Annotated in this window: 24 protein-coding genes; 21 read left to right on the forward strand and 3 right to left on the reverse strand. The window is 56.0% G+C overall.

The window, feature by feature from the left end; genetic code table 11:
• The first annotated feature begins 117 nt into the window (after positions 1–117).
• Positions 118–1,761: a flagellar hook-associated protein FlgK gene (gene flgK, locus E0E17_RS14390; RefSeq protein WP_130834707.1), complete on the forward strand. Its 1,644-nt coding sequence runs from the start codon at positions 118–120 to the stop codon at positions 1,759–1,761.
• A gap of 20 nt (positions 1,762–1,781) precedes the next feature.
• The gene (gene flgL / locus E0E17_RS14395; protein ID WP_130834708.1) at positions 1,782–2,744 is read left to right on the forward strand and encodes a flagellar hook-associated protein FlgL; all 963 of its coding nucleotides are present in this window, start codon (positions 1,782–1,784) and stop codon (positions 2,742–2,744) included.
• A gap of 313 nt (positions 2,745–3,057) precedes the next feature.
• Here flgL and rne read toward each other — a convergent pair whose 3' ends face one another.
• Positions 3,058–6,342: a ribonuclease E gene (rne, locus tag E0E17_RS14400; protein WP_130834709.1), complete on the reverse strand. Its 3,285-nt coding sequence runs from the start codon at positions 6,340–6,342 to the stop codon at positions 3,058–3,060.
• A 572-nt stretch (positions 6,343–6,914) separates the two neighbouring features.
• Between rne and rluC the strand changes: the two genes are divergently transcribed.
• Positions 6,915–7,871 (forward strand): 23S rRNA pseudouridine(955/2504/2580) synthase RluC, encoded by a 957-nt coding sequence (gene rluC, locus E0E17_RS14405; RefSeq protein ID WP_130834710.1) that lies wholly within the window; start codon positions 6,915–6,917, stop codon positions 7,869–7,871.
• A gap of 4 nt (positions 7,872–7,875) precedes the next feature.
• Here the strand turns inward: rluC and E0E17_RS14410 are convergent, their stop codons facing one another.
• Entirely contained in the window at positions 7,876–8,475 is a 600-nt protein-coding gene (locus tag E0E17_RS14410; RefSeq protein WP_130834711.1) for a Maf family protein, read from the reverse strand.
• A gap of 141 nt (positions 8,476–8,616) precedes the next feature.
• On the opposite strand from E0E17_RS14410, the gene yceD reads away from it, so the two are divergent.
• The 14 genes from yceD (at position 8,617) to ptsG (ending at position 20,839) form a co-directional block, all read left to right on the forward strand.
• The gene (gene yceD, locus E0E17_RS14415; RefSeq protein ID WP_130834712.1) at positions 8,617–9,138 is read left to right on the forward strand and encodes a 23S rRNA accumulation protein YceD; all 522 of its coding nucleotides are present in this window, start codon (positions 8,617–8,619) and stop codon (positions 9,136–9,138) included.
• A 14-nt stretch (positions 9,139–9,152) separates the two neighbouring features.
• Complete coding sequence (rpmF, locus tag E0E17_RS14420; protein WP_013025362.1) at positions 9,153–9,323, forward strand: 50S ribosomal protein L32; 171 nt, start codon at positions 9,153–9,155, stop codon at positions 9,321–9,323.
• Positions 9,324–9,349: 26 nt separating this feature from the next.
• Positions 9,350–10,390 carry a phosphate acyltransferase PlsX gene (gene plsX, locus E0E17_RS14425; protein ID WP_130834713.1) on the forward strand — a complete coding sequence of 347 codons (1,041 nt, stop codon included), beginning with the start codon at positions 9,350–9,352 and terminating at the stop codon, positions 10,388–10,390.
• Positions 10,391–11,344 (forward strand): beta-ketoacyl-ACP synthase III, encoded by a 954-nt coding sequence (locus E0E17_RS14430; protein WP_130834714.1) that lies wholly within the window; start codon positions 10,391–10,393, stop codon positions 11,342–11,344. It begins immediately after the preceding gene.
• 16 nt (positions 11,345–11,360) lie between these two features.
• A complete protein-coding gene (gene fabD / locus E0E17_RS14435; protein WP_130834715.1) occupies positions 11,361–12,293 on the forward strand; it encodes an ACP S-malonyltransferase in 933 nt (310 codons plus the stop codon).
• Positions 12,294–12,303: 10 nt separating this feature from the next.
• Complete coding sequence (fabG, locus tag E0E17_RS14440) at positions 12,304–13,038, forward strand: 3-oxoacyl-ACP reductase FabG (protein WP_130834716.1); 735 nt, start codon at positions 12,304–12,306, stop codon at positions 13,036–13,038.
• 154 nt (positions 13,039–13,192) lie between these two features.
• Positions 13,193–13,429 carry an acyl carrier protein gene (gene acpP / locus E0E17_RS14445; protein ID WP_130834717.1) on the forward strand — a complete coding sequence of 79 codons (237 nt, stop codon included), beginning with the start codon at positions 13,193–13,195 and terminating at the stop codon, positions 13,427–13,429.
• 85 nt (positions 13,430–13,514) lie between these two features.
• Complete coding sequence (gene fabF / locus E0E17_RS14450) at positions 13,515–14,756, forward strand: beta-ketoacyl-ACP synthase II (protein WP_130834718.1); 1,242 nt, start codon at positions 13,515–13,517, stop codon at positions 14,754–14,756.
• A 107-nt stretch (positions 14,757–14,863) separates the two neighbouring features.
• On the forward strand, positions 14,864–15,676 hold the full coding sequence (gene pabC, locus E0E17_RS14455) for an aminodeoxychorismate lyase (RefSeq protein WP_207302057.1): 813 nt from the start codon (positions 14,864–14,866) through the stop codon (positions 15,674–15,676).
• Positions 15,676–16,695: an endolytic transglycosylase MltG gene (gene mltG, locus E0E17_RS14460; protein ID WP_130835563.1), complete on the forward strand. Its 1,020-nt coding sequence runs from the start codon at positions 15,676–15,678 to the stop codon at positions 16,693–16,695. Before pabC ends, mltG begins: the two co-directional genes overlap by 1 nt.
• On the forward strand, positions 16,685–17,317 hold the full coding sequence (tmk, locus tag E0E17_RS14465) for a dTMP kinase (protein ID WP_130834719.1): 633 nt from the start codon (positions 16,685–16,687) through the stop codon (positions 17,315–17,317). Before mltG ends, tmk begins: the two co-directional genes overlap by 11 nt.
• Entirely contained in the window at positions 17,317–18,306 is a 990-nt protein-coding gene (holB, locus tag E0E17_RS14470; RefSeq protein WP_130835564.1) for a DNA polymerase III subunit delta', read from the forward strand. Before tmk ends, holB begins: the two co-directional genes overlap by 1 nt.
• Positions 18,307–18,323: 17 nt before the next feature.
• The gene (locus tag E0E17_RS14475; RefSeq protein WP_130834720.1) at positions 18,324–19,115 is read left to right on the forward strand and encodes a metal-dependent hydrolase; all 792 of its coding nucleotides are present in this window, start codon (positions 18,324–18,326) and stop codon (positions 19,113–19,115) included.
• A 290-nt stretch (positions 19,116–19,405) separates the two neighbouring features.
• Positions 19,406–20,839, forward strand: a complete 1,434-nt coding sequence (ptsG, locus tag E0E17_RS14480; RefSeq protein ID WP_130834721.1) for a PTS glucose transporter subunit IIBC — start codon at positions 19,406–19,408, stop codon at positions 20,837–20,839.
• A gap of 57 nt (positions 20,840–20,896) precedes the next feature.
• On the opposite strand, the gene E0E17_RS14485 is transcribed toward ptsG, so the two are convergent.
• Positions 20,897–22,072 carry an IS4 family transposase gene (locus E0E17_RS14485; protein WP_130834722.1) on the reverse strand — a complete coding sequence of 392 codons (1,176 nt, stop codon included), beginning with the start codon at positions 22,070–22,072 and terminating at the stop codon, positions 20,897–20,899.
• 275 nt (positions 22,073–22,347) lie between these two features.
• Between E0E17_RS14485 and hinT the strand changes: the two genes are divergently transcribed.
• Genes hinT through thiK form a run of 4 tightly spaced genes read left to right on the forward strand, consistent with a single transcriptional unit; the run spans position 22,348 to position 24,506 of the window.
• A complete protein-coding gene (gene hinT / locus E0E17_RS14490) occupies positions 22,348–22,698 on the forward strand; it encodes a purine nucleoside phosphoramidase (RefSeq protein ID WP_130834723.1) in 351 nt (116 codons plus the stop codon).
• 21 nt (positions 22,699–22,719) lie between these two features.
• Positions 22,720–23,088 carry a YcfL family putative periplasmic lipoprotein gene (locus E0E17_RS14495; RefSeq protein ID WP_130834724.1) on the forward strand — a complete coding sequence of 123 codons (369 nt, stop codon included), beginning with the start codon at positions 22,720–22,722 and terminating at the stop codon, positions 23,086–23,088.
• 10 nt (positions 23,089–23,098) lie between these two features.
• Positions 23,099–23,704 (forward strand): penicillin-binding protein activator LpoB, encoded by a 606-nt coding sequence (gene lpoB / locus E0E17_RS14500; RefSeq protein WP_130834725.1) that lies wholly within the window; start codon positions 23,099–23,101, stop codon positions 23,702–23,704.
• Positions 23,688–24,506, forward strand: coding sequence for a thiamine kinase (gene thiK / locus E0E17_RS14505; RefSeq protein WP_130834726.1), 819 nt, complete (start codon positions 23,688–23,690; stop codon positions 24,504–24,506). The genes lpoB and thiK overlap by 17 nt, the downstream gene beginning before the upstream one ends.
• Positions 24,507–24,520 lie beyond the last annotated feature (14 nt).

A 24,520-nucleotide genomic window follows, 5' to 3' on the forward strand; every position in this document is an offset into this window, starting at 1 on the left:
TTCAGCCTCAAGTTTCACGCTGGCACGTCGATAACAGAGAAAGGCCGCGAGCGTTTTCGCCCGTTGGCAACCGCATTATTGACTGCCAGTCCGGTGAACGGAAACTAAGGAACCGAGATGTCCAGCATAATTAACTCCGCCATGAGCGGGCTTAGCGCCGCGCAGGCCGCCTTAAGTAACACCAGCAACAACATCAGTAATTACACTGTGGCGGGCTATTCGCGGCAGACCACGCTGCTCTCTCAGGCGCAAAGCACCCTGATGGGCAACACCTATTACGGTAATGGCGTGACGGTGACCGGCGTACAGCGTGAGTATGATGAATTTATTACTTCTCAGCTGCGCAGCGCCAGCGCCACCAGCAGCGCAGTGACGACGCAATACAATCAGATCTCCAGTATTGATGATCTGCTGTCTACCTCGACCACCAGCCTCTCTAATTCGCTGCAAAGCTTCTTTACCAACGTGCAGAACGTGGTCAGTAACGCGGACGATCCCTCGGCACGCCAGTCGATGCTCAGCTACGCACAGGGTCTGGTGAACCAGTTCCAGACCACGTCAAACTATCTGACGAATATGCAGAGCAACGTCAACATTGATATCGCCTCCAGCGTAGCGCAAATCAATACCTATAGCGACCAGATTGCCGATCTCAACAAGCAGATCGCTAAGCTCACCAGCGGAAGCGGCGCTGCGCCGAACAACCTGCTGGACCAGCGCGATCAGCTGGTCAACGATCTGAACAATATCGCTGGCGTGTCGGTTTCACAGCAGGATGGTCACTATGTGGTCGCCATGGGCAGCGTAACGCTGGTCAGCGGCACCAAATCCACCGACCTGGTGGCGATGCCTTCCGACAGTGATCCGACGCGTATTACAGTGGGTTATGTAGATAACATGGCCGGTAATGTCCAACTGCCGGAAAAAATGCTTACTACCGGTTCTCTGGGCGGCCTGTTGGCTTTTCGCCGTGAGGATCTGGATACGGCGCAGAATCAGCTGGGACAACTGGCGGCCGCTTTTACCTCCAGCTTTAACGAAGTGCATAAACAAGGTTTCGACAGCGAAGGTAACCCGGGCACTGACTTTTTCACTATCGGTAGCCCGACAGTCCTGGGTAACAGCAAAAACAGCTCTGCTACGACGGTAACGGCCAGCTGGAACGATGCCGGCGCACTGAAAGCCTCTAATTACACGGTCAGCTATGACGGCACCAGCTGGTCTGTGACGCGTATGTCTGACAATGTTAAAGTGACGCCGACGCAGGATGTTGATGCGTCAGGTAACACGACCCTGAGTTTTGAAGGGGTCACGCTCACAGTTGACGGGACGCCTGCTGCAAAAGACAGCTTCCTGGTAAAACCGGTACAGAATGTGATTGGCGGCATGTCAGTGGCGATCACCAGTGAATCACAGATTGCCGCCGCCGCTGCGCCGGGCGGTGAGAGCGATAACCGCAACGCGCAGAAACTGCTCGATTTGCAGGACGCGAATGTGGTTAACGGTAATGCAACTCTGTCACAGGCTTACGCCAGCCTGGTAAGCAGCGTGGGCAACAAAACCAATTCACTGCAGGTCACCAGCACTTCCCAGGAGCATGTGGTCAATCAGTTGAGCGACCGCCAGCAGTCGGTTTCCGGCGTGAACCTGGATGAAGAGTACGCCAACCTGACCAAATATCAGCAGTTTTATATGGCGAATGCGCAGGTTTTGCAGGCAGCCAGTGCGATTTTCGATGCGCTGCTGAGCGCAACCCGATAAGTAACAAGGACTGATTAATTATGCGACTCAGTACCAATATGATTTTCAACCAGCAGGTGCGCGGCATCACCGACTCTCAGGCCTCATGGCTGAAAGTGGGTGAGCAGCTCTCCAGTGGTCGACGCGTCACCAACCCTTCTGACGATCCCATTGCGGCCTCCCGTGCCGTGGTGCTTTCGCAGACCCAGACGCAAACCAAACAATATGCGCTGGCGCGCACTTTCGCCAGTCAGGGCTTGTCGATGGAAGAGAACACGCTGAAAAGCGTTACGACAAGCATCCAGGCGGCACAAACCAAGATCGTCAATGGTTCTACCGGTACCCTGAGCGATGATGACCGCGGATCGCTGGCCACTGAACTGGAGGGGATTCGTGCCCAGTTGCTGAACCTGGCCAACAGCAAAGATGGCAACGGTCGTTATATCTTTGCCGGTTACAACACCGACAAGGCCCCTTTCGATGACACTACGGGCAGCGTGACCTATGTCGGCGGCACCGAGGCGATTACGCAAAAGGTGGACAGCAGCCGCTCCATGACCGTGAGTCATACCGGTGATGCGGTGTTTATGTCGATTACCGGCAATGCGACGCCGGAGCCGAACGGTGACCCGAGCGAGACCAATCTGTTTAACATGCTCGACAGTGCGATTGCAGCGCTGCGCACGCCGCAGACTGATGCGGATGACGCCACGAAACAGAGCTTCCAGGATGCCATGGATAAAACCAACCGTGGCCTGAGCAACGCGCTGAATAATGTGCTGGCCGTACGTTCTGAAATCGGTATTCAGCTGTCCGAGCTCGATACGCTGAATGCTCAGGGTGACGATCGTCAGCTGATTTTGACCACCGAGATGAGCGATCTGGTGGATGTCGACTATACCGAGGCAATCTCCAGCTACACCATGCAGCAAACAGCGCTGCAGGCGTCTTATAAGACCTTTACTGACATGTCCAAAATGTCGCTGTTCCAGCTGAACGCGTAACTGTACTGACGATTTGAGCGCACTTAAACCGGGTGTGCTTGATTTCTCCCACGGCCTGCGAAGCCCGTGGGATTTTTTTTGTCTGCAGATTGCTGGTAGTAAAAATCCGCCTTCATAGAAGGCGGCTTTGTTTGCACCCCATAGGGGTGTACCAAAAATCTTAAAAAGCAGTCTCTGCCTGTTCCGTAAGATTCAAATCCAGAGACGATAAGGCAGAGCCAAAACGTATTGATGACTACGCCCGCAGGACGTGGTTTTAAGTTGGTAATAAAAAACCCCGGCGATGCCGGGGTTGATACTACAGCCTGGAGGATCAGGGATTCTCAGGTTTGGTCGCTGGTGCTGTCGCCTGATGGCTGGCGCTGTGACCACCTGCGGCCCCTTTACCTTCAAATTTGAACGGCGGACGTACCCAGTCGCTGTGACGCGCTGGCTCGGGCTGCCAGGCGGGCGCGGGCGCTTTGGTCATCGGCGCGCTGGCAAAATGCGTTGAGCGTGCGCTTTCTGCCACAGGCTCAGGCGCCTTGTCACGTGCCGCTACCGGCGCATGGGGTTCCTGTACCGGCTCAGGCATCGCTTCTGCGGCCACTGGCGCCGCCAGCACCTCAGCGACCTGCTGCTGGCTTTCTGGCGTGACTTCAGCTGGCATTGCCCGGGCAAGCCTGGCGCTCTGCTCTTCCTGAGTCGGCGTTGCAGGCTGAGGCGCTTGCGCAGCCGCTTCGGTGACGGCATCGGCAGGGACAGCCTCCGCTGCGACCGCTGCTGCACGGGCTTCGTCTGCGGCAGAAATCACTGAGGGCTCTTCATTCACCGGGGTTTCGATGGCGGTGATGTCATCGGTATTGACCAGCGCGATCGGGGTTTCCGTCTGCGGCCCGGCATCATGCACCGCCGCATTCGCATCGGTTTCCGGTAGTGACGGCACTTCGCTCGCGGCAGCCAGCGGAATAGCGGCGGCTGTCTCTTCACGGCTGTAGTCAGGCGTCTCGTTCACTGCTTCGGGCGTAATTGTCTCGTTGCTTTGCGCCACCGGATAACGAATCCATACCTTACCTGATGCCATTTCCGGCGATGCGGCGGCCACGGTCAGCGGCATAGCTGACTGCGTTGGATAACGTTCGTCACGGTAGCGACGACGACGCTGGCCACTGACGCGCAAATGACGCGGCGAACGGCGTGAACGACGAGGCATGCTGCCATTTTCACGGCTGTCGTTCTCATCCTGTTCTTCTGTTTCCGCGGGTTCAGCCGCTTCAACAGCCACAGGGCGCGGCACGTCGCTTTCCGCACGTGGCGGTACGGCGCTGGCTTCAGGCTGGGTATTCTCTTCCACCCGCACTTTCTGGCTCAGCTGACGCGGCTTACGACGCGGCATAACCTGCACGCGATCTTCTTCTTCTGGCTGCGCCTCAGGCGTTGCTTCCGGCTGTACCGCCTGCTCAGCGTTCTTCGCTTCCTGCTGAGCACGTTTCTCTTCCTGACGACGACGCTGGCGTTCTGCACGCTGCTCACGACGTTGCTGCTGCTGCTCTTCACGCTGCTGACGCGCTTCTTCGCTCAGCGGGGTATTGGTGCGATCTTCGCGCGCTTCGCTGACAGGTGCCTGTTGGCGTTTGTTACGGCGATTTTCATCACGGCTTTCACGCGGCTCACGCGGTTCGCGCGCTTCACGTGGCTCGCGTGCTTCTCGTGCGGTCGCCCCTTCACCGTTACGCGGTGTGCGTTCACGGCGTGGGTTGCGGCGATTGTTACGACGTTCGCCACGCTGTGCGTTACTTTCGTCGCTGGTTGCTTCCGTTTGCTCCGGCGCTGGCGCGGCGGCAGGGGTCGCTGCGGTCTGCTCTTCACCGGCAAACAGTTTCTTCAGGCCCCCGAACAGACGACCAAGTAACCCGCCACCGGTAGCTGCAGCTGCCTGCGCAGCCGGTTTTTCGGCTGTCCGGGCGGCATCCGGCGTAGGGGAGGCCACCTCGGCAGGGACTGGTGGGGCATCAGGCATCACAAAGGCGGCCAGAGCCGGCTGCTCAGGACGACGACGCTCACCATGCTCTTCCTCAGAAGGCAGGGCCATTTCCGCTTCGTGCAGTTTGGGCAGGTGATAGCTGAGGGTTTGTGTCTCTTCGCCTTTGCGCACACGCAGCACGGAGTAGTGCGGCGTCTCCATGCGATCGTCAGGGACGATAATCGCACGCACGCCGCCCTGGCGTTTCTCAATGGCGTTAACTGCATCACGCTTCTCGTTCAGCAGGTAGGAGGCAACCTGCACCGGGACGATAGCGTGGACTTCTTTGGTGTTCTCTTTCAGCGCCTCTTCTTCAATCAGACGCAGAATCGAGAGCGACAGGGATTCGTTATCACGGATGGTGCCGGTGCCGCTACAGCGCGGGCAGACATGATGACTTGACTCGCCCAGCGACGGGCTCAGGCGCTGACGTGACATCTCCAGCAGGCCAAAGCGGGAAATATGACTGATCTGAATACGGGCGCGATCCTGACGTACCGCTTCACGCAGACGATTCTCGACGGCGCGCTGATGGCGAACTGGCGTCATATCGATAAAGTCAATAACGATCAGGCCACCCAGGTCACGCAGGCGCAGCTGACGGGCAATCTCATCGGCCGCTTCCAGGTTGGTGTTAAAGGCGGTCTCTTCGATATCACCGCCGCGTGTCGCACGGGCCGAGTTAATATCGATGGCGGTCAGCGCTTCGGTACTGTCGATAACAATCGAGCCGCCGGAAGGCAGGCGCACTTCACGCTGGAAGGCGGATTCAATCTGTGACTCAATCTGGTAGTGGCTGAACAGCGGGATCTCACCGGTATAGAGCTTGATTTTGCTGCTGAAGTCGGGACGGCCCAGCGCGGCGATATGCTGGCGCGCCAGTTCAAGCACTTTGGGATTATCGATCAGGATTTCACCGATGTCCTGACGCAGATAATCGCGGAAAGCGCGCACAATCACGTTACTTTCCTGATGGATCAGGAAGGGGGCAGGGCGGTTTTCGGCGGCTTTTTTAATCGCTTCCCAGTGTTTCAGACGGAAGCTTAAATCCCACTGCAGCGCTTCCGCCGATTTGCCCACACCCGCGGTGCGCACAATCAGGCCCATGCCTTCCGGCAGCTCCAGCGAGGAGAGCGCTTCTTTCAGCTCGGTGCGATCGTCGCCTTCAATCCGGCGCGAAATACCGCCAGCGCGTGGATTGTTCGGCATCAGGACCAGATAGCTGCCCGCCAGACTGATAAAGGTAGTCAGCGCCGCGCCTTTATTGCCGCGCTCTTCTTTATCGATCTGAACGATCACTTCCTGACCTTCGCGCAGCACGTCTTTGATATTGGGACGACCGTGAGCGTTGTAACTGGCAGGAAAATAATCGCGGGAAATTTCTTTCAGAGGGAGAAAACCGTGACGCTCAGCGCCGTAATCGACAAACGCAGCTTCAAGGCTGGGTTCAATGCGGGTAATTTTACCTTTGTAGATGTTGGCTTTTTTCTGTTCGTGCCCGGGACTTTCAATATCCAGATCGTACAGACGTTGTCCGTCAACCAGGGCAACGCGCAACTCCTCCTGCTGAGTTGCGTTAATTAACATTCTTTTCATCGTGACTTACTCGTTATTCTCACATGAGTGATAAAGCTGCGGGCATAGTTACCCAGGACGAGTGTCAACCGATGGCCCCGTGTCTTATCGCAATGACGTCAACCTCACGGCTGTCGACCGCTCGAGGGGCGCAAATAGAGTCGGTGGCCTGTTTTTCATAAGGAAAAACAGCGCCCGATGGTGGAAATGCCACAAATAATGCGTAAAACCTGTGCATCCCAGTCTTTCGTCCAGGCTGTAACCCGCAGCCCGCTAAGTGCCTGATTTAACATTACGTCTTACGCCATTGCTGCGTGTCTGTTTCATCCGGCCAAATGACTTATTTCGCTCTTTTCTCGCCTGAACCTGTCAGGTAAGAAACAACAGCATTATTCCACTGCTAACCTTCATATAGCAAGGCGACTTTTACCCCCCGCTATACTTTCTTTGCTGTTAACCCGTTAATTTGCAGGGCTAATAAGCAGATTGATGAAAAAGCAGTCATTCTGACCCGCTTTATCAGGCAATACCGAGTGAGTTAAGCACATAAAAAGGGGTGGCGCTATGGAGAGACACTATTTAGAATCGCCGCCATGAAAACTCAGACTCCTGGCGTACAAATTGTCGCCATTTCGGCTGATAATGCCGGACAACGCATTGATAACTTTTTGCGCACCCAATTAAAGGGCGTGCCAAAAAGTATGATTTATCGCATTCTGCGTAAAGGCGAGGTGCGGGTAAATAAAAAGCGCATTAAGCCGGAATATAAACTGGAGGAGGGGGATGAGGTGCGTATTCCGCCGGTGCGCGTCGCCGAGCGTGAAGAGCAAAACCTCTCGCCGAAACTGGATAAAATTGCCGCGCTGGCGGATGCTATTCTCTATGAAGATGAGGCGATTCTGGTGCTGAATAAGCCGTCCGGCACCGCCGTGCACGGCGGCAGCGGTCTCAGCTTTGGCGTGATCGAAGGATTACGCGCCCTGCGTCCGGAAGCGCGCTTTCTCGAGCTGGTGCATCGCCTCGACCGCGACACTTCCGGTGTGCTGCTGGTAGCGAAAAAGCGTTCAGCGTTACGTTCTCTGCATGAACAGCTGCGTGACAAAGGTATGCAAAAAGATTATCTCGCCCTGGTGCGCGGTAACTGGCCGTCTCATCTCAAGGTGGTGCAGGCGCCGTTACTGAAAAATATTTTGCAGAGCGGCGAGCGCGTGGTGCGCGTCAGCAGTGAAGGTAAGCCCTCAGAAACGCGCTTTAAGGTTGAAGAGCGTTTTCAGTTCGCCACACTGGTCAAGGCGAGCCCGGTGACCGGACGTACACACCAGATCCGCGTTCATACGCTGCATGCGGGTCATCCTATCGCCTTTGACGATCGCTACGGCGAACGCGAATTCGATCGTCAGCTGACGGCCACTGGCCTGAGCCGCCTGTTTCTGCACGCTGCGGCCCTGACGTTTACCCATCCGCAAAGCGGCGAAACTTTACGGCTGGAAGCCCCGCTCGACGCGGAGCTCCGGCAATGTCTGGCCGCGTTGCGTCAGCAGAAAGCCTGATGCATTACGGGCAGCTTTCCCCGAGCAGGGGATTGATGCCCGCCTCGCGCAGCATGGCGTTCAGCGCAATCAGCGGGAGACCCACCAGCGTATTAGGATCGCGCCCTTCCAGCCGGTCAAACAGACAAATCCCTAACCCTTCGCTTTTAAAACTGCCGGCACATTGCAGCGGCTGTTCTCTGGCAACATAACCGCTGATCTCCTCCTCGCTGAGCATGCGAAAGTGCACGGTGAAGGGTTCACAGCACTGCATCAGACGCTGGTGCTGTGCTGACCAGAGCGCCAGGCCAGTATAAAAGGTCACGGCCTGACCGCTGGCGGCACGCAACTGACGGCAGGCATTTTCTGGCGTATGGGGTTTGCCGGTAATGGCACCGTTAAGCACGCAAACCTGATCGGAACCGATAATCCAGTGGTGCGGATACTGTTCAGACAGCGCCCGGGCTTTCGCGACAGCAAGGCGCTGCACCAGTTCCGGCGCCGTCTCCTGCGCCAGCGGCGTTTCATCGACATGCGGAGCGGCGGTAATAAAAGGCAGGCCAAGTTTCTGCAGTAACGTCTGGCGGAAAGGCGATGTAGAAGCTAAAAGAAGTAATGTCTGCATTTTTTTGCGGATAGAGATAGCGAATTGGATACAGTCATTTTAAACTGTGCGCCGCACTGGATGCGAACAATGGGTGAAAGATGCTGTTAAAAGGCCTTTTTCTTTGACTCTAAGACGTTACAAAGTTAATATGCGCGCCCTATGCAAAAGGTAAAATTACCCCTGACGCTGGATCCGGTACGATCCGCCCAAAAACGCCTCGATTATCAGGGCGTTTATGCCGCTGAGCAGGTTGAGCGGGTGGCCGAATCGGTCGTCAGTGTGGACAGTGATGTGGTCTGTGATATGTCGTTTGCCGTTGACAACCAGCGCCTCGCGGTACTGAAAGGTACAGCTGAAGTGCAGGTGACGTTGTCATGTCAGCGCTGTAATCAACCCTTTCCATATCATGTTCACGTAAGCTATTGCTTCAGTCCTGTGTCAAGTGATGAGCAGGCCGATGCACTGCCGGAAATGTACGAGCCGGTCGAAGTCGATGAGTTTGGCGAAGTCGATCTGCTGGCCGTAATCGAGGACGAAATTATCCTCGCGCTGCCAGTCGTTCCGGTGCACGATTCTGAACACTGTGAAGTGTCCGACGCGGACATGGTCTTTGGCAAATTGCCTGAAGAGGCGGAGAAACCAAACCCATTTGCCGTATTAGCCAGTTTAAAGCGTAAGTAATAGGAGTAAGGTCCATGGCCGTACAACAGAATAAACCCACCCGTTCTAAGCGTGGTATGCGTCGTTCTCATGATGCACTGACCACTGCCACTCTGTCTGTAGATAAAGTTTCTGGTGAAACTCATCTGCGTCACCACATCACTGCGGACGGTTACTACCGCGGTCGCAAGGTTATCGTTAAGTAATTCTTGCGGCTTCGCAAGGCGATACCTTGACACGTTTGACCCTGGCAATTGATGCCATGGGCGGGGACTTCGGTCCCCGCGTGACAGTGCCTGCAGCTTTGCAGGCTCTGGCCTCTCATTCGCAACTGGTTCTCTTTCTGGTCGGCGATCCCGACATTATCACGCCATTGCTTGCTAAAGCAGATTCCTCCCTGTTGGGGCGTTTGCAGGTGATCCCTGCGGAATCGGTTATCGCAAGTGATGCTAAGCCCTCTCAGGCGGTGCGACACAGCCGGGGCAGCTCCATGCGTATCGCGCTGGAGCTGGTGAAAGAGGGTAAAGCCGATGCCTGCGTCAGCGCGGGCAATACCGGTGCCCTGATGGGCCTGGCAAAATTATTGTTAAAATCGCTGGACGGCATTGACCGCCCGGCGTTGATGTCTGTATTGCCGCATCAACAGCGTGGCAAAACGGTATTGCTGGATCTGGGCGCCAATGTGAATTCGGACGGCGCCATGCTGGTACAGTTTGCCGTGATGGGCGCTGTTATGGCGGAAGAGATACTGGGTATTGCTCAACCGCGCGTAGCGCTGCTGAATATCGGCCAGGAAGAGACGAAAGGGCTCGACAGCATTCGCGAAGCGGCAACAGTTCTGCGCGAAACGCCCCGGATCAATTATATTGGTTACCTTGAAGGTAATGATCTCCTTACTGGCAAGACAGATGTGCTGGTTTGTGATGGATTCCTCGGTAACGTCACGCTGAAGACCATGGAAGGCGTGGTAAGAATGTTTCTCTCTTTGCTCAAATCATCGGGCGCGGGAAATAAACGATCATGGTGGCTAAAGTTGTCAGGGCGCTGGATCCAGAAACGCCTGATGAAGCGCTTTGGCCATCTCAACCCCGACCAGTACAATGGCGCTTGTCTGTTAGGATTGCGCGGGATAGTAATCAAGAGTCACGGCGCGGCAAACGTAGGTGCATTTGCCGTGGCGATAGAACAGGCAGAGCAGGCGGTGCGGCGTAATATTCCTGAGCGAATCGCTGCGCGCCTGAACGCTGTATTAGCCAGGAGTGACAAAGCCTAGATGTTTACCAAAATTATCGGTACGGGCAGCTATTTGCCCAGCCAGGTCCGCACGAACGCCGACCTGGAAAAAATGGTGGAGACGACGGACGAGTGGATTGTCACCCGTACCGGTATCCGTGAGCGCCGCATTGCCGCAGCCGATGAAACGGTTGCCAGCATGGGTTACACTGCCGCTCAACGTGCGCTGGAGATGGCCGGGATTGAAAGTCAGGAAATTGGCCTGATTATCGTCGCCACCACTTCTTCCAGTCACGCCTTTCCCAGTTCAGCCTGTATGATTCAGCAGATGCTGGGCATCAACGACAGTGCTGCCTTCGATCTGGCTGCAGCCTGCGCCGGCTTTACCTACGCCCTCAGCGTTGCCGATCAATACATCAAAAGCGGTGCGGTAAAATATGCGCTGGTGATCGGTTCCGATGTGCTGGCGCGTACGCTTGACCCCACCGATCGCGGCACCATCATCCTGTTTGGTGATGGCGCAGGCGCCGTGGTGCTGGGCCAGAGCGAGGAGCCGGGCATTCTGTCGACCCATCTGCATGCTGACGGACGTTATGGTCAGCTGCTGTCGCTGCCGTATCAGGATCGCGCACAGCAGGATCAACCCGCTTACCTGAGCATGTCAGGTAATGAAGTCTTCAAAGTGGCAGTGACTGAACTGGCGCACATTGTGGATGAAACCCTGCGGGCAAATAATCTCGATCATGAAATGCTTGACTGGCTGGTGCCGCATCAGGCTAACCTGCGTATCATCAGTGCAACGGCGAAAAAACTGCATATGGGGATGGATAAAGTGGTGGTGACGCTTGATCGCCATGGCAACACCTCTGCGGCGTCGGTGCCCTGCGCGCTGGATGAAGCGGTACGCGATGGCCGTATCCAGCGTGGACAACTCATTTTGCTGGAAGCCTTTGGTGGCGGTTTCACCTGGGGTTCGGCACTGGTTCGTTTTTGATTGTCAGGAACTTAACATGACAAAATTTGCAATGGTGTTCCCGGGACAGGGTTCACAAACCGTGGGTATGCTGGCGGAACTGGCAACGGTCTCTCCTGAAATCGAGGCTACTTTTAGCGAAGCTTCTGCAGCCCTGGGCTACGACTTATGGCAGCTGGTGCAGCAGGGTCCGGCCGAAGAACTGAATAAAACCTGGCAGACGCAGCCGGCACTGCTGGCGGCGTCGGTCGCAATCTATCGTGCCTGGCGGCAGCAGGGCGGTGCACAGCCAGCGCTGATGGCTGGCCATAGCCTGGGTGAATATTCCGCGCTGGTCTGTGCCGACGTGCTCGATTTCACCGACGCGATTAAACTGGTGGAACTGCGTGGTAAGCTGATGCAGGAAGCGGTGCCGGAAGGTACTGGCGCTATGCAGGCGATTATCGGTCTGGATGATGATTCTATTCGCAGAGCCTGCGAAGAGAGCGCCCAGGGCCAGGTGGTTTCTCCGGTGAACTTCAACTCGCCAGGCCAGGTGGTGATCGCCGGTCATAAAGACGCGGTTGAACGCGCAGGCGCAGCCTGTAAAGCGGCCGGTGCCAAACGCGCGCTGCCGTTACCGGTGAGCGTACCTTCCCATTGCGCCCTGATGAAACCTGCCGCTGAAAAACTGGCGCAGGCGCTGGAAGACATCACCTTTAACGAGCCCGCTTTGCCGGTCGTTAACAATGTGGATGTGAAATGCGAAACGCGTCCGGAAGCGATCCGCAGCGCGCTGGTGCGTCAGCTGTACAGCCCGGTACGCTGGACGGAAAGCGTTGAATACATTGCCGCTCAGGGCGTTACCTCGCTGCTGGAAATGGGTCCGGGCAAGGTGCTGACCGGCCTGACAAAACGTATTGTTGACACCCTGACAGCGAGCGCGGTGAACGATCCCGCCTCACTGGCCGCGGCGGCTGAACAAAAGTAAGAGGATGAACATGAGCTTCGAAGGAAAAGTTGCACTGGTTACCGGTGCAAGCCGCGGTATCGGTCGTGCTATCGCTGAAACCCTGGCGGCACGGGGTGCGAAAGTGGTCGGAACCGCTACCAGCGAAAGCGGTGCTGAAGCGATCAGCGCTTACCTGGGCGACAAGGGCAAAGGCCTGATGCTCAACGTGACCGATCCCGCATCGATCGACAGCGTTCTTGAGAAAGTTCGCGCTGAATTTGGCGAAGTTGATATTTTAGTCAATAATGCAGGCATTACGCGTGACAATTTGCTGATGCGCATGAAAGACGATGAGTGGCAGGATATTCTGGAAACCAACCTCTCTTCCGTCTTCCGTCTGTCGAAGGCGGTTATGCGTGCCATGATGAAAAAACGCGTGGGCCGTATCATCACCATTGGTTCCGTTGTTGGCACCATGGGTAACGCGGGTCAGACAAACTACGCCGCAGCAAAAGCGGGTTTGATTGGCTTTAGCAAATCACTGGCGCGTGAAGTCGCGTCACGTGGCATTACCGTAAACGTCGTGGCGCCGGGCTTTATTGAGACGGACATGACGCGTGCACTGAACGAAGATCAACGTTCTGGTATTTTGGCGCAGGTTCCGGCAGGTCGTTTAGGCGACGCGCAGGAAATCGCCAATGCTGTTGCATTTTTAGCCTCTGACGAGGCGGCGTACATCACAGGTGAGACGCTGCACGTCAACGGCGGAATGTACATGGTCTGATAATCACGAAAACCATTTGCATTATTTGCGGTGAAAACCGCAAAATAGCGTAAAATCGTGGTTCGACCAGCCGGGATTTTGTTGCATCTTTTTCAACATTTTATACACTACGAAAACCATCGCGTAAGCGAGTTTTGATAGGAAATTAAATAGTATGAGCGATATCGAACAACGCGTTAAGAAAATCATTGCAGAGCAGCTGGGTGTTAAAGAAGACGAAGTGACTAACTCTGCGTCTTTCGTGGAAGACCTGGGCGCTGATTCTCTTGATACCGTTGAGCTGGTAATGGCTCTGGAAGAAGAGTTTGATACTGAAATTCCAGACGAAGAAGCTGAGAAAATCACTACCGTTCAGGCAGCGATCGACTACGTCACTAGCCACAACGGTTAATGAATATCTTCAGGCGGTCGCTCGACCGCCTGAGTTTTAAGTCCGTCCCACAGAGATCTTTTTTCCCCGTCCCCGGAGGACGAACGTGTCTAAGCGTCGAGTAGTTGTGACCGGTCTTGGCATGTTGTCTCCTGTCGGCAATACCGTAGAGTCTACCTGGCGTGCTCTTCTTGCCGGTCAGAGCGGCATCAACCTGATCGACCATTTTGATACTAGTGCCTACGCAACACGTTTTGCTGGCTTAGTAAATAATTTTAATTGTGATGATTTCATCTCGCGCAAAGATCAGCGCAAGATGGATGAGTTCATCCAATATGGCGTTGTCGCGGGTATCCAGGCGATGCAGGATTCCGGCCTGATTGTGACCGATGAAAATGCGAGTCGCATCGGTGCGGCCATTGGTTCAGGCATTGGCGGGCTCGGTTTGATTGAAGAAAACCACGCCGCGCTGGTGAAAGGCGGACCGCGTAAAATCAGTCCGTTCTTTGTTCCTTCCACTATCGTCAATATGGTGGCTGGGCACCTGACCATCATGTTTGGTCTGAAGGGCCCGAGCATCTCCATTGCAACCGCCTGTACTTCTGGCGTGCATAATATTGGTCATGCGGCGCGTATCATTGCTTACAATGATGCTGACGTCATGCTGGCCGGTGGCGCGGAAAAAGCCAGTACGCCGCTGGGCGTGGGCGGATTTGGCGCGGCGCGTGCGCTTTCTACCCGCAACGATAATCCTCAGGCGGCGAGCCGTCCCTGGGATAAAGATCGTGACGGCTTCGTGCTGGGCGATGGTGCCGGTATTCTCGTGCTGGAAGAGTATGAGCATGCGAAAAAACGTGGCGCGAAAATCTATGCGGAAGTGGTTGGCTTTGGTATGAGCAGCGATGCGTACCATATGACCTCGCCGCCGGAAGATGGCGCCGGGGCTGCGCTGGCAATGACCAACGCGCTGCGCGATGCGCAGCTGTCGCCTGAACAGATTGGTTACGTGAATGCTCATGGCACCTCTACCCCTGCCGGCGATAAAGCCGAAGCGCAGGCGGTAAAATCGGTGTTTGGCGCTTCAGCGGCAAATGTGATGGTCAGCTCAACCAAATCCATGACCGGTCACCTGCTGGGTGCGGCTGGAGCGGTTGAAGCGATTTTCTCGATTCTGGCGCTGCGCGATCAGGCGGTTCCGCCAACCATCAACCTCGACAACCCGGATGAAGGCTGCGATTTAGACTTCGTTCCGCATACAGCACGTCAGGTTAGCGGTCTGGAGTACAGCCTGTGTAACTCCTTCGGCTTCGGTGGCACCAACGGTTCACTGATCTTCCGTAAGGTTTAATCCCTTTCTGCTCTCTCTGAGGCCCGCATTGCGGGCCTTTTTTAATTCTGCTAATTGTCAGCTGTAGAAATCGGTAAGCTTAACGCTCAGATCAGTGAGATCGCGACATGATATGGATTAACGGACATGAAGAACATCGCCTTTCCGCCCGCGATCGCGCGGTACAGTTCGGCGACGGCTGTTTTACCACCAGCGCGGTTAAAAATGGACAAATCTTTCACCTCGGCGCGCATCTGCAGCGTCTGCAGGAAGGGTGTCAGCGCCTGCTAATCGGTCAGGTTGACTGGCTGCAGCTCGAGCACGAGATGCGTCAGCTGGCGCAACAGCAGCAGGAAGCGGTACTGAAAGTGATAATCAGCCGTGGCGAAGGCGGACGTGGTTACAGCAGCGCCGGATGCGGCGAGGCGACGCGCATCCTGTCTCTGCTGCCTTACCCGCAACATTACCGTACGCAACGCAGCACCGGTGTCTACCTGACGCTCAGCCCGATCAGACTGGGGCGCAACCCGCTGCTGGCCGGGATTAAACACCTTAACCGGCTGGAGCAGGTGCTGATTCGGGCACATCTCGACCAGAGCGACGCCGATGAGGCGCTGGTGCTTGACACCGAGGGCAGGGTGGTGGAATGCTGTGCGGCCAATTTATTCTGGCGCAAAGGCGAACAGATTTTTACCCCGAATCTGGATGAGGCGGGGGTAGCAGGTACGATGCGGCGTTATCTGCTGGATGAGATGGCAAGCGCTGATCACGCCTGCCAGGTGGTGAGCGCCGGAATAGAAGCGGTTCTGGAGGCGGATGAAGTGGTAATATGTAATGCGCTGATGCCGGTTTTACCGGTCAGGCAGCTTGATCATGTCACTTATCGTGCCCGTATGCTGTTCGACCTGCTTTACGCCAGCTGTGAAAAAATGGAAGCATGATGACCCGAACAACGAAAGTTATCGTCGCCGCTATGGCGATCGTAACACTGGCTCTCCTGTTTTGTGGATGGCAAATCAAACGCTTTGCCGCCACGCCGCTGACGCTGCAACAGGAAAAAATCTACACGCTCCCTGCCGGGACAGGCCGCGTGGCGCTGGAAGCGCAACTGGTCAGTCAGCATATTATTCCGCAAAGCATCTGGTTTAGCAGCCTGTTAAAGCTGGAGCCTGAACTGGCGCGCTTTAAAGCCGGGACTTATCGCCTGGAAGCGAGCATGACCGTACGCGAGCTGCTGCAGCTGCTCGCCAGCGGTAAAGAAGCGCAGTTCCCTCTGCGCTTCATTGAAGGTTCTCGCCTGCAGGAGTGGCTGAGTCAGTTGCGCGCTGCGCCTTATATCCATCATACGCTGCCGGAAGATAACGCTGACGCGGTCGCTGCGGCGTTGAAGCTGGACAGGGCGCGCCTCGAAGGCTGGTTCTATCCCGATACCTACCTCTATACCGCTAATACCAGCGATGTGGCGATCTTAAAGCGCGCTCATGAACGGATGGAAAAAGCGATCCGCGAGGTATGGCAAAATAAACAGGCCGATCTGCCCTACCGCAATGAAAACGATCTGGTTACCATGGCGTCGATTATTGAAAAAGAGACCGGCGTCAGCGAGGAGCGCAGTAAAGTGGCCTCGGTGTTTATTAACCGGTTGCGTATCGGGATGCGTCTGCAGACCGATCCCACCGTGATTTACGGTCTGGGCGAGGCGTGGAACGGCACGCTGACGCGCAAAGATCTGGATACGCCGACCCCTTACAACACCTATACCATTAATGGTCTGCCGCCGGGCCCTATCGCGATGCCGGGCAAAGCCTCGCTGGAAGCGGCGGCCCATCCGGTGAAAAGCAACTATCTCTATTTTGTGGCGGATGGTAAGGGTGGCCACACCTTTACTACCAATCTCGCCAGTCACAACCGTGCCGTGCAGGCCTGGCGGCTGGCGATGAAGGAAAAGAATGAAAAGTAAGTTCATTGTGATTGAGGGCCTGGAGGGTGCAGGTAAAACAACCGCGCGTGATGCGCTGGTTGAGGTGCTGCAGGCGCAGGGCATTACCGATCTGGTGTTTACCCGGGAGCCGGGCGGCACGCCGCTGGCGGAGCAGCTGCGGGTGCTGGTCAAACAGGGAGTAGAGGGCGAGCAGGTGACCGCGAAAGCGGAGCTGCTGATGCTGTATGCCGCACGCGTCCAGCTGGTGGATACCATTATCAAACCAGCTCTGGCGCGTGGGGCCTGGGTGATAGGCGATCGTCACGATCTCTCTTCCCAGGCCTATCAGGGCGGTGGGCGTGGGCTGGATATCCGGCTGATGCAGACGCTGCGCGATGCGGTGTTAGGCGATTTTCGCCCTGATCTTACCCTTTACCTCGACGTAACGCCGGAGATCGGCCTGCAACGTGCGCGCGCGCGCGGCGCACTGGATCGGATTGAGCAGGAGTCGCTGCGCTTTTTTGAGCGCACGCGTGAACGATATCTGAGCCTGGCGGCAGCCGATCCGACCATCCGGACACTGGATGCCACACAGTCGCTGGAAGAAGTGACAGCGTCACTTAAATGGACTCTGACGGCGTGGCTGGCGGAACAGGCGTGATGAACTGGTATCCCTGGCTGAATCAGCCTTACCGGCACATTATTGCGCAGCATCAGGAGAACCGCGCCCATCACGCTTTACTGATCCAGGCGATGGCGGGCATGGGAGATGACGCGCTGGTCTGGGGCATCAGCCGCTGGCTGATGTGTCAGCAGCCGGACGGACTGAAAAGTTGCGGCCACTGTCATGGCTGTCAGCTGATGCAGGCCCATACTCATCCGGACTGGTATCGCCTCGAGGCGGAAAAGGGTAAAAGCACGCTGGGAATTGACGCTGTACGTCAGGTAAGCGAAAAGCTCTGGCATTTTGCTCAGCAGGGCGGCGCCAAAGTGGTCTGGCTGCCGGATGCGTCGCAGTTGAGTGAAGCTGCGGCCAACGCGCTGCTGAAAACGCTGGAAGAGCCGCCAGCCAACAGCTGGTTCTTTCTCTCCAGCCGTGAGCCGTCCCGCCTGCTGGCGACGTTGCGCAGCCGTTGTATGGCGCTCCATCTCTCCCCGCCAGAGGAAAATCAGAGTCTGCAATGGCTGGCGAAGCAGACTCCCGCCGGCGAGGCAACGCGGCTGACGGCGCTGCGCCTGGCTGGCGGCGCGCCCGGCGCGGCGCTGACGTTGCTGGAAAACCGCACCTGGCAGGCGCGGGAAACGCTCTGTACGGCGCTCCCCACGGCATTGCAGCAGGATATTTTGCAGCTGTTGCCGGTACTGAACAGTGATGACGCCCCGGCACGTATCAGCTGGTTACTGACGCTGCTGGTGGATGCCATGAAGGCTCAGCAGGGCGCAAGCCAGTGGCTGATAAATTGCGACCGTCCCGATCTGGTTCAGCTGCTGGCGCAACACCTGTCCGTCAGTGCACTGAACGCAAGTGCGCAGCGCTGGATGCAGTGCCGTGAGCATCTGCTGCAGGTGTCCGCGGTAAACCGGGAATTACTGATAACCGATCAGCTGTTGGCCTGGGAACAACTCATGAAGCCCGCCATGACAGGTTAACGCAGGAGAAAAGAAGTATGTTTATTGTGGATTCCCATTGCCATCTTGATGGCCTGGATTATGAAAAAAATCACCGCGACCTGGATGATGTGATTACGAAAGCCGCCGCGCGTGATGTGAAATTTATGCTGGCCATCGCCACCACGCTGCCGGGCTTTCATACCCTGAAAGCGCTGGTAGGCGATCGTTCTAATATCGCGCTCTCCTGCGGCGTGCATCCACTGAACCAGGAGACGCCCTATGATGTAGAAGAGTTTCGTCGTCTGGCCGCGGATGAGCGGGTGGTGGCGTTGGGTGAAACCGGCCTCGATTATTATTATCAGCAGGAAACCAAAGCGCAGCAGCAGGCGTCTTTTCGCGAACATATTCGTACCGGGCGCGCGCTGAACAAACCGATCATCGTGCACACACGCGATGCCCGCGAAGATACGCTGGCGATTTTGCGTGAAGAGCAGGCTGACATCTGTGGCGGCGTACTGCATTGCTTTACCGAAGACCGTGAAACGGCAGCCAGCCTGCTGGACATGGGGTTCTATATCTCTTTTTCCGGTATCGTCACCTTCCGCAACGCAGAAGCGCTGCGCGAGGCGGCGCGTTATGTGCCGCTGGATCGCATCCTGGTGGAAACGGATTCGCCTTATCTGGCTCCGGTTCCTTATCGTGGCAAAGAGAACCAGCCCGCCTATACCCGCGATGTGGCTGAGTATATGGCCGTCCTGAAAGGGGTCGATATTGAAACCCTGGCCGCGACCACTACCCGGAACTTCTCGCGTCTGTTTCAGATTCCGCTTTCCCGCCTCGGAGCCTGAACACACAATTTATTTTACTGACCATAATTAATCACTGAAAGTCCGCCTGCTGTGCCTGTTGCCCGGTCCTGGCGGGCTTTGCGGCCGCGCGACGCCAGCCTGCAGCGCAGAAATTACGCATTGCAGGCATCTTTGTGCAGGGAAACGTGATAACCGTCAAAGTAAGTCAGCGCTATTTATTTTACCCTTCGTAATAAATCAAAAGGCAGCCCAATGCCAGGTCGGTAAAGGTCCTCTCCCTTTATCAAGCGCGTTACGCGCAATGTCAGTCTATTCAGGAGCTTCACGCTATGTTTAAGAACGCTTTTGCGAACCTGCAGAAGGTCGGAAAATCGCTTATGTTGCCGGTATCGGTTCTGCCGATTGCCGGCATTTTATTAGGGGTAGGTTCAGCAAACTTCAGCTGGTTGCCTGCCGTCGTCTCACACGTCATGGCCGAAGCGGGCGGCTCTGTTTTCGCCAATATGCCGCTGATTTTTGCTATTGGTGTAGCGCTCGGCTTTACCAATAACGATGGCGTGTCCGCGCTGGCGGCTGTAGTGGCTTATGGCATCATGGTGAAAACCCTGGCGGTAGTGGCGCCTCTGGTACTTCAGCTGCCTGCTGCCGAGATCGAGGCAAAGCACCTTGCTGACACCGGGGTGCTGGGGGGCATTATTGCCGGTGCCATCGCCGCTTATATGTTTAACCGCTTCTATCGCATTAAGCTGCCGGAATACCTCGGCTTCTTTGCCGGTAAGCGCTTTGTACCCATTATCTCCGGTCTGACCGCCATTATTTTCGGCGTGCTGCTCGCCTTTATCTGGCCGCCGGTCGGCACGGCTATCCAGCGCTTCTCCCTGTGGGCTGCCTATCAGAACCCGGTTGTCGCCTTTGGTATCTATGGCGTAGTAGAACGTGCGCTGGTGCCCTTTGGTCTGCATCATATCTGGAACGTGCCTTTCCAGATGCAGATTGGTGAATTTACCAACGCTGCCGGTCAGGTCTTCCATGGCGATATTCCGCGCTACATGGCGGGCGACCCGACTGCAGGCAAACTCTCTGGCGGCTTCCTGTTCAAAATGTATGGTTTGCCAGCAGCTGCAATCGCTATCTGGCACTCAGCGAAACCGGAAAACCGGGCGAAAGTGGGCGGTATTATGATCTCCGCGGCGCTGACCTCGTTCCTGACCGGTATTACCGAGCCGATTGAATTCTCCTTTATGTTCGTCGCGCCGGTGCTGTACGTGATCCATGCCATTCTGGCGGGTCTGGCGTTCCCGATCTGTATCCTGCTGGGCATGCGTGATGGCACCAGCTTCTCGCACGGTCTGATCGACTTTATCGTACTGAGCGGTAACAGCAGTAAAATCTGGCTGTTCCCGATTGTCGGTATTATCTATGGTCTGATTTATTACACCGTTTTCCGTGTGCTGATTGCCAAACTGAATCTGAAAACGCCGGGCCGTGAAGATGCCGCGATTGAACAGAGCACAGCCAGCGGTAGCGAAATGGCTGGCAAACTGGTGACCGCCTTTGGTGGCAAAGAGAACATCACCAATCTGGATGCCTGCATCACCCGTCTGCGCGTCAGCGTGGCGGATGTTGGCAAAGTGAATCAGGGTGAGTTGAAAAATCTCGGCGCCCGTGGCGTGGTGGTTGCTGGCTCCGGCGTTCAGGCGATTTTCGGCACCAGGTCCGATAACCTGAAAACGGAAATGGATGACTATATCCGCAGCATGTAAGCATGGCTTACTACGCAAAAAAGCCCCGTCAGGGCTGAGGGATCCCCAGAAACATTATCAGTACACCATGATGATGTTTCTGTAGGCTCTGGCCATATCGGCATACACCCTGTCGGGGTTCATTCCCGACAGGAGCTCCGGCGACTGCCGGATGACATTTTCACTCAATGTCAGATACGACAGCACCCTGCGTGATTTCTCACTGTTCGCCTGGAACCATCGATTTATTCCCTTACTTTCAAGGTAATATCCCGTCAGCCACAGGATGATGCTGTAGAGAGCTGCAACCAGGCAAAGCACGGATATTCCTTTTTCTCCCCGGCTTTTACTTGCCCGCAGTCCCAACCCATAGCGCTCGCTTTTTTCATCCCTGAAGTTCTGTTCTATCTGCATACGGCGACTATAAAGTTTAACTGTCTCGCGTGGCTTATATTCCATCAGGCTGGTAAAAAGCAGCCACGGTTCACGCGCGTTTTTACGGTACATCCTGTCTGTTTTGGGGTAATGCTGGCTGCTTTTCCTGCCCGTCGCCCGCTTATGCACGGTGTAGAAATGTCCCGGACAGTCACGACTGGCGTTACGTGCCAGACGCCCGAATCCCGGGTAGCGTGCCGTTGTTGATGACACAATATCCCGCGCCATCTGCCACTCTTCATCCCCGATGACCTGAAAATAGAGGCTGCCCCTGACTCGTCCGACAAAATCCCAGCCCAGAGAGCGGATGTGGTGAAACCAGCTGCTGCGAAAGCCTGCATCGGTCACAATAATGACCTGCTTATCTTTGCCGATGGCGACAGCCATCTGATCGAGAAAGGCATTTTGTACGGCAGAGTTGTTCTGGTAGCGGGAGGAAATGACTTTACTCATCAGAGGGATAGCTCTGCCATCACACAATAAGCTTGCCCGCAAAACACTGAGCTCTGATGAAGGATAACCACTCCAGTCCACAGCAATGACACAAACTGAAAGGCTGTGTGTGAGGCGGGATACAAGCTGCTGGTAGACACAGGGAATATCACTGAACATCAGGTCGCTGTTGAGGTGCCGGTCAACACGCTTAATCTTGTGCTTAACACGTGCGGGGCCTGGCAGATATCTGCCGATGCTGGTAAGAGAAAGCGAAGCACCACGCGTCAGAGCCACGGTCATATCAAGCAGAGCGTTTTTACGGTACTGATGAATGGAGTTCAGGGACTGGCTAAAAAATTTATGGCAAACTTGTGAAACAGGCATAGAGGTGTGACCTTACTTTTTGGTGGAACACTAAGTAGATCATAACCTTCTATGCCTGTCTTTATTTATGGGGAACCCTCAGCCCGTCAGGGGCTTTTTTTATACGCTGGCGCGGGGAAAATCCGTTCCGCTGTTGTGTGTAACGGCACGCTTCCGGGTCAGCAAAGCGCTGCAAAGGCAGCCAGTTGAGAAAAGAAATAGGGTCCGGAGGTTGAAAGAAAACAATTTTCTCCCTCATACTCCCTTACTGACATCCAGGCTCAAGGAATTGCATCATGGCTGAAGAAACCATTTTCAGTAAAATCATTCGTCGCGAAATTTCCGCCGACGTGGTTTATCAGGACGAACTGGTCACCGCTTTTCGTGACATCTCGCCTAAAGCACCGACTCATATTCTTATTATCCCGAATGTGCTGATCCCGACCTGTAATGACGTGCGTGAAGCGCATGAGCATGCGCTCGGGCGTATGTTTACGGTCGCCGCGAAAATTGCGCGTCAGGAAGGTATTGCCGAGGATGGGTACCGCCTGATTATGAACTGCAACCGACATGGCGGGCAGGAGGTTTATCATATTCATATGCATCTGGTAGGTGGACGCCCGCTCGGGCCGATGCTTTCCCACTGATGGCCTTCATGGAAACTTGCTATGCGCTTATGGCTGATTAGCCTGTCACTGCTGCTGAGTCTGAGCGCCTGCAGTAGTAAAAAACCGATGATTAACACCTCCCAGTCGCTGGTGATGGACTCATCGGTGCTGTCTGCCGGGATCTTAACCAGCGAGCCGACGCTGACGGAACGTGATGGTCAGCAGCGCGCTGGCAGCGTGCTTTATAACCAGCGCGAAACGCCGGTTACCGTGCACTATCGTTTTTACTGGTATGACGATAAAGGCCTGGAAATCGAGCCGCAGGAGCCACCTCAGCAGTTTACCGTGCCCGGTTACGGCAGCGCCGAAGTGGTCTCCCAGACGGGAAATCTGACGGCCAGCAAGGTACGTCTCTATCTCTATCTCTGAGGACGATTACGTGATTCGCAGTGTAAAATTTTCCGCCGCGTTATGTCTGGCGCTTATGCTCGCCGGTTGTGTAACGCAACAGCAGCCGCCCGCGCCGGTTGAGCCGACGCAACCTGTGCCCCCCAGCGAGCCGACGCCGCCCTCCGTACCACAGCCGCCTGCGCCGCAGCCGGGCGAGAGCGTGCCGCAACCCCCCAAACTCAAAACCATTAACTGGGACCTCAGCGTACAGCCGCTGGTGGCGCAAATGCTGCAGTCCGCTACTGTCACACCGGGCAGCATATTGCTGGTGGATCGGGTAAAAAACAGCACCAATGGCAATTTGCAAAGTGAAAAAGCGACCGCTGCCATTCAGAGCGCGCTGAACAACAACGGCAAATTTACCCTGGTGACGGACGATCAGCTGACGCAGGCGAAGCAGACGCTGGGTCTGCCGCCGGATGACAGTCTCAGCTCACGCAGCAAGGCGGTGGGGCTGGCCCGTTACCTGAACGCGCAGTATGTGCTCTACAGCAATGCCCAGGGGGATGTAAAGTCGCCTGAATTGCAGATGCAGCTGATGCTGGTGCAGAGCGGCGAAATCATCTGGTCAGGCAACGGTGACACCCAATATTGATCCCGCGCTGCAGCAGCTGCTCGCCAACATCCAACCGGCAGTTGATCCTGCCGGTTCTTTTTTACCGCTGGTCGGGCTGACCGGGCAGAGTGGTCGCATCGACACTGCAGCGGGCGCGCTGCTGGCGCGCCGTCAGCCTGTTATGCCGATTCCCTTTGTCGATCGCCAGCGGGAATATCGTGTGCTGAAAAAGCTGCACCGCGCCGGGCTGACGCCGTCGCCGCTGGCGTATAATGCTCACTGGCTGCTGCTACCCTGGCTGGCGGGCGACACGATCGATACACACGCCTTTCGTCAGCAGCGGGAGGCGGTGGTTTCCCGGCTGCATCAGTTGCATCGCCAGCCGCTGACCGGTTACCGGCTGCAGCTGCTGCCGTTGTTACAGCGTTACTGGCAGCTGTGTCGCCAGCGTAATCTGCGCTGGCAACGCGCACTGCGGCGGCTGACGCGGCAGGGAGAACCTCAACCGCTGCGCCTGGCGCCCGTGCATATGGATATTCATCCCGGCAATGTTATCGTGGCGCAGGGCGAACTCCATTTCATCGACTGGGAATATGCCGCTGATGCCGACGTGGCGCTGGATGTTGCCGTACTCTGTGCCGCCGATCCGCAGCGTCAGGCGTGCTGGATAGCGAGCTATGCGCGCCAGGCGCGGCTGGCACCGGCACAGCTGGAAGAGCAGGTGCGGCGCTGGCAACCCTGGCTGCGCCTGTTAATGGCCAGCTGGTATCAGCTGCGCGCCGAGCAACAGGACGATCGCGCGGCGTTGCAGCGGGCGGCGGCAGGCTGGCAACAATTTTAATCCGCAGGGGCAGA

This window comes from [Erwinia] mediterraneensis (assembly GCF_900604315.1).
Lineage (GTDB): Bacteria > Pseudomonadota > Gammaproteobacteria > Enterobacterales > Enterobacteriaceae > Pantoea > Pantoea mediterraneensis_A.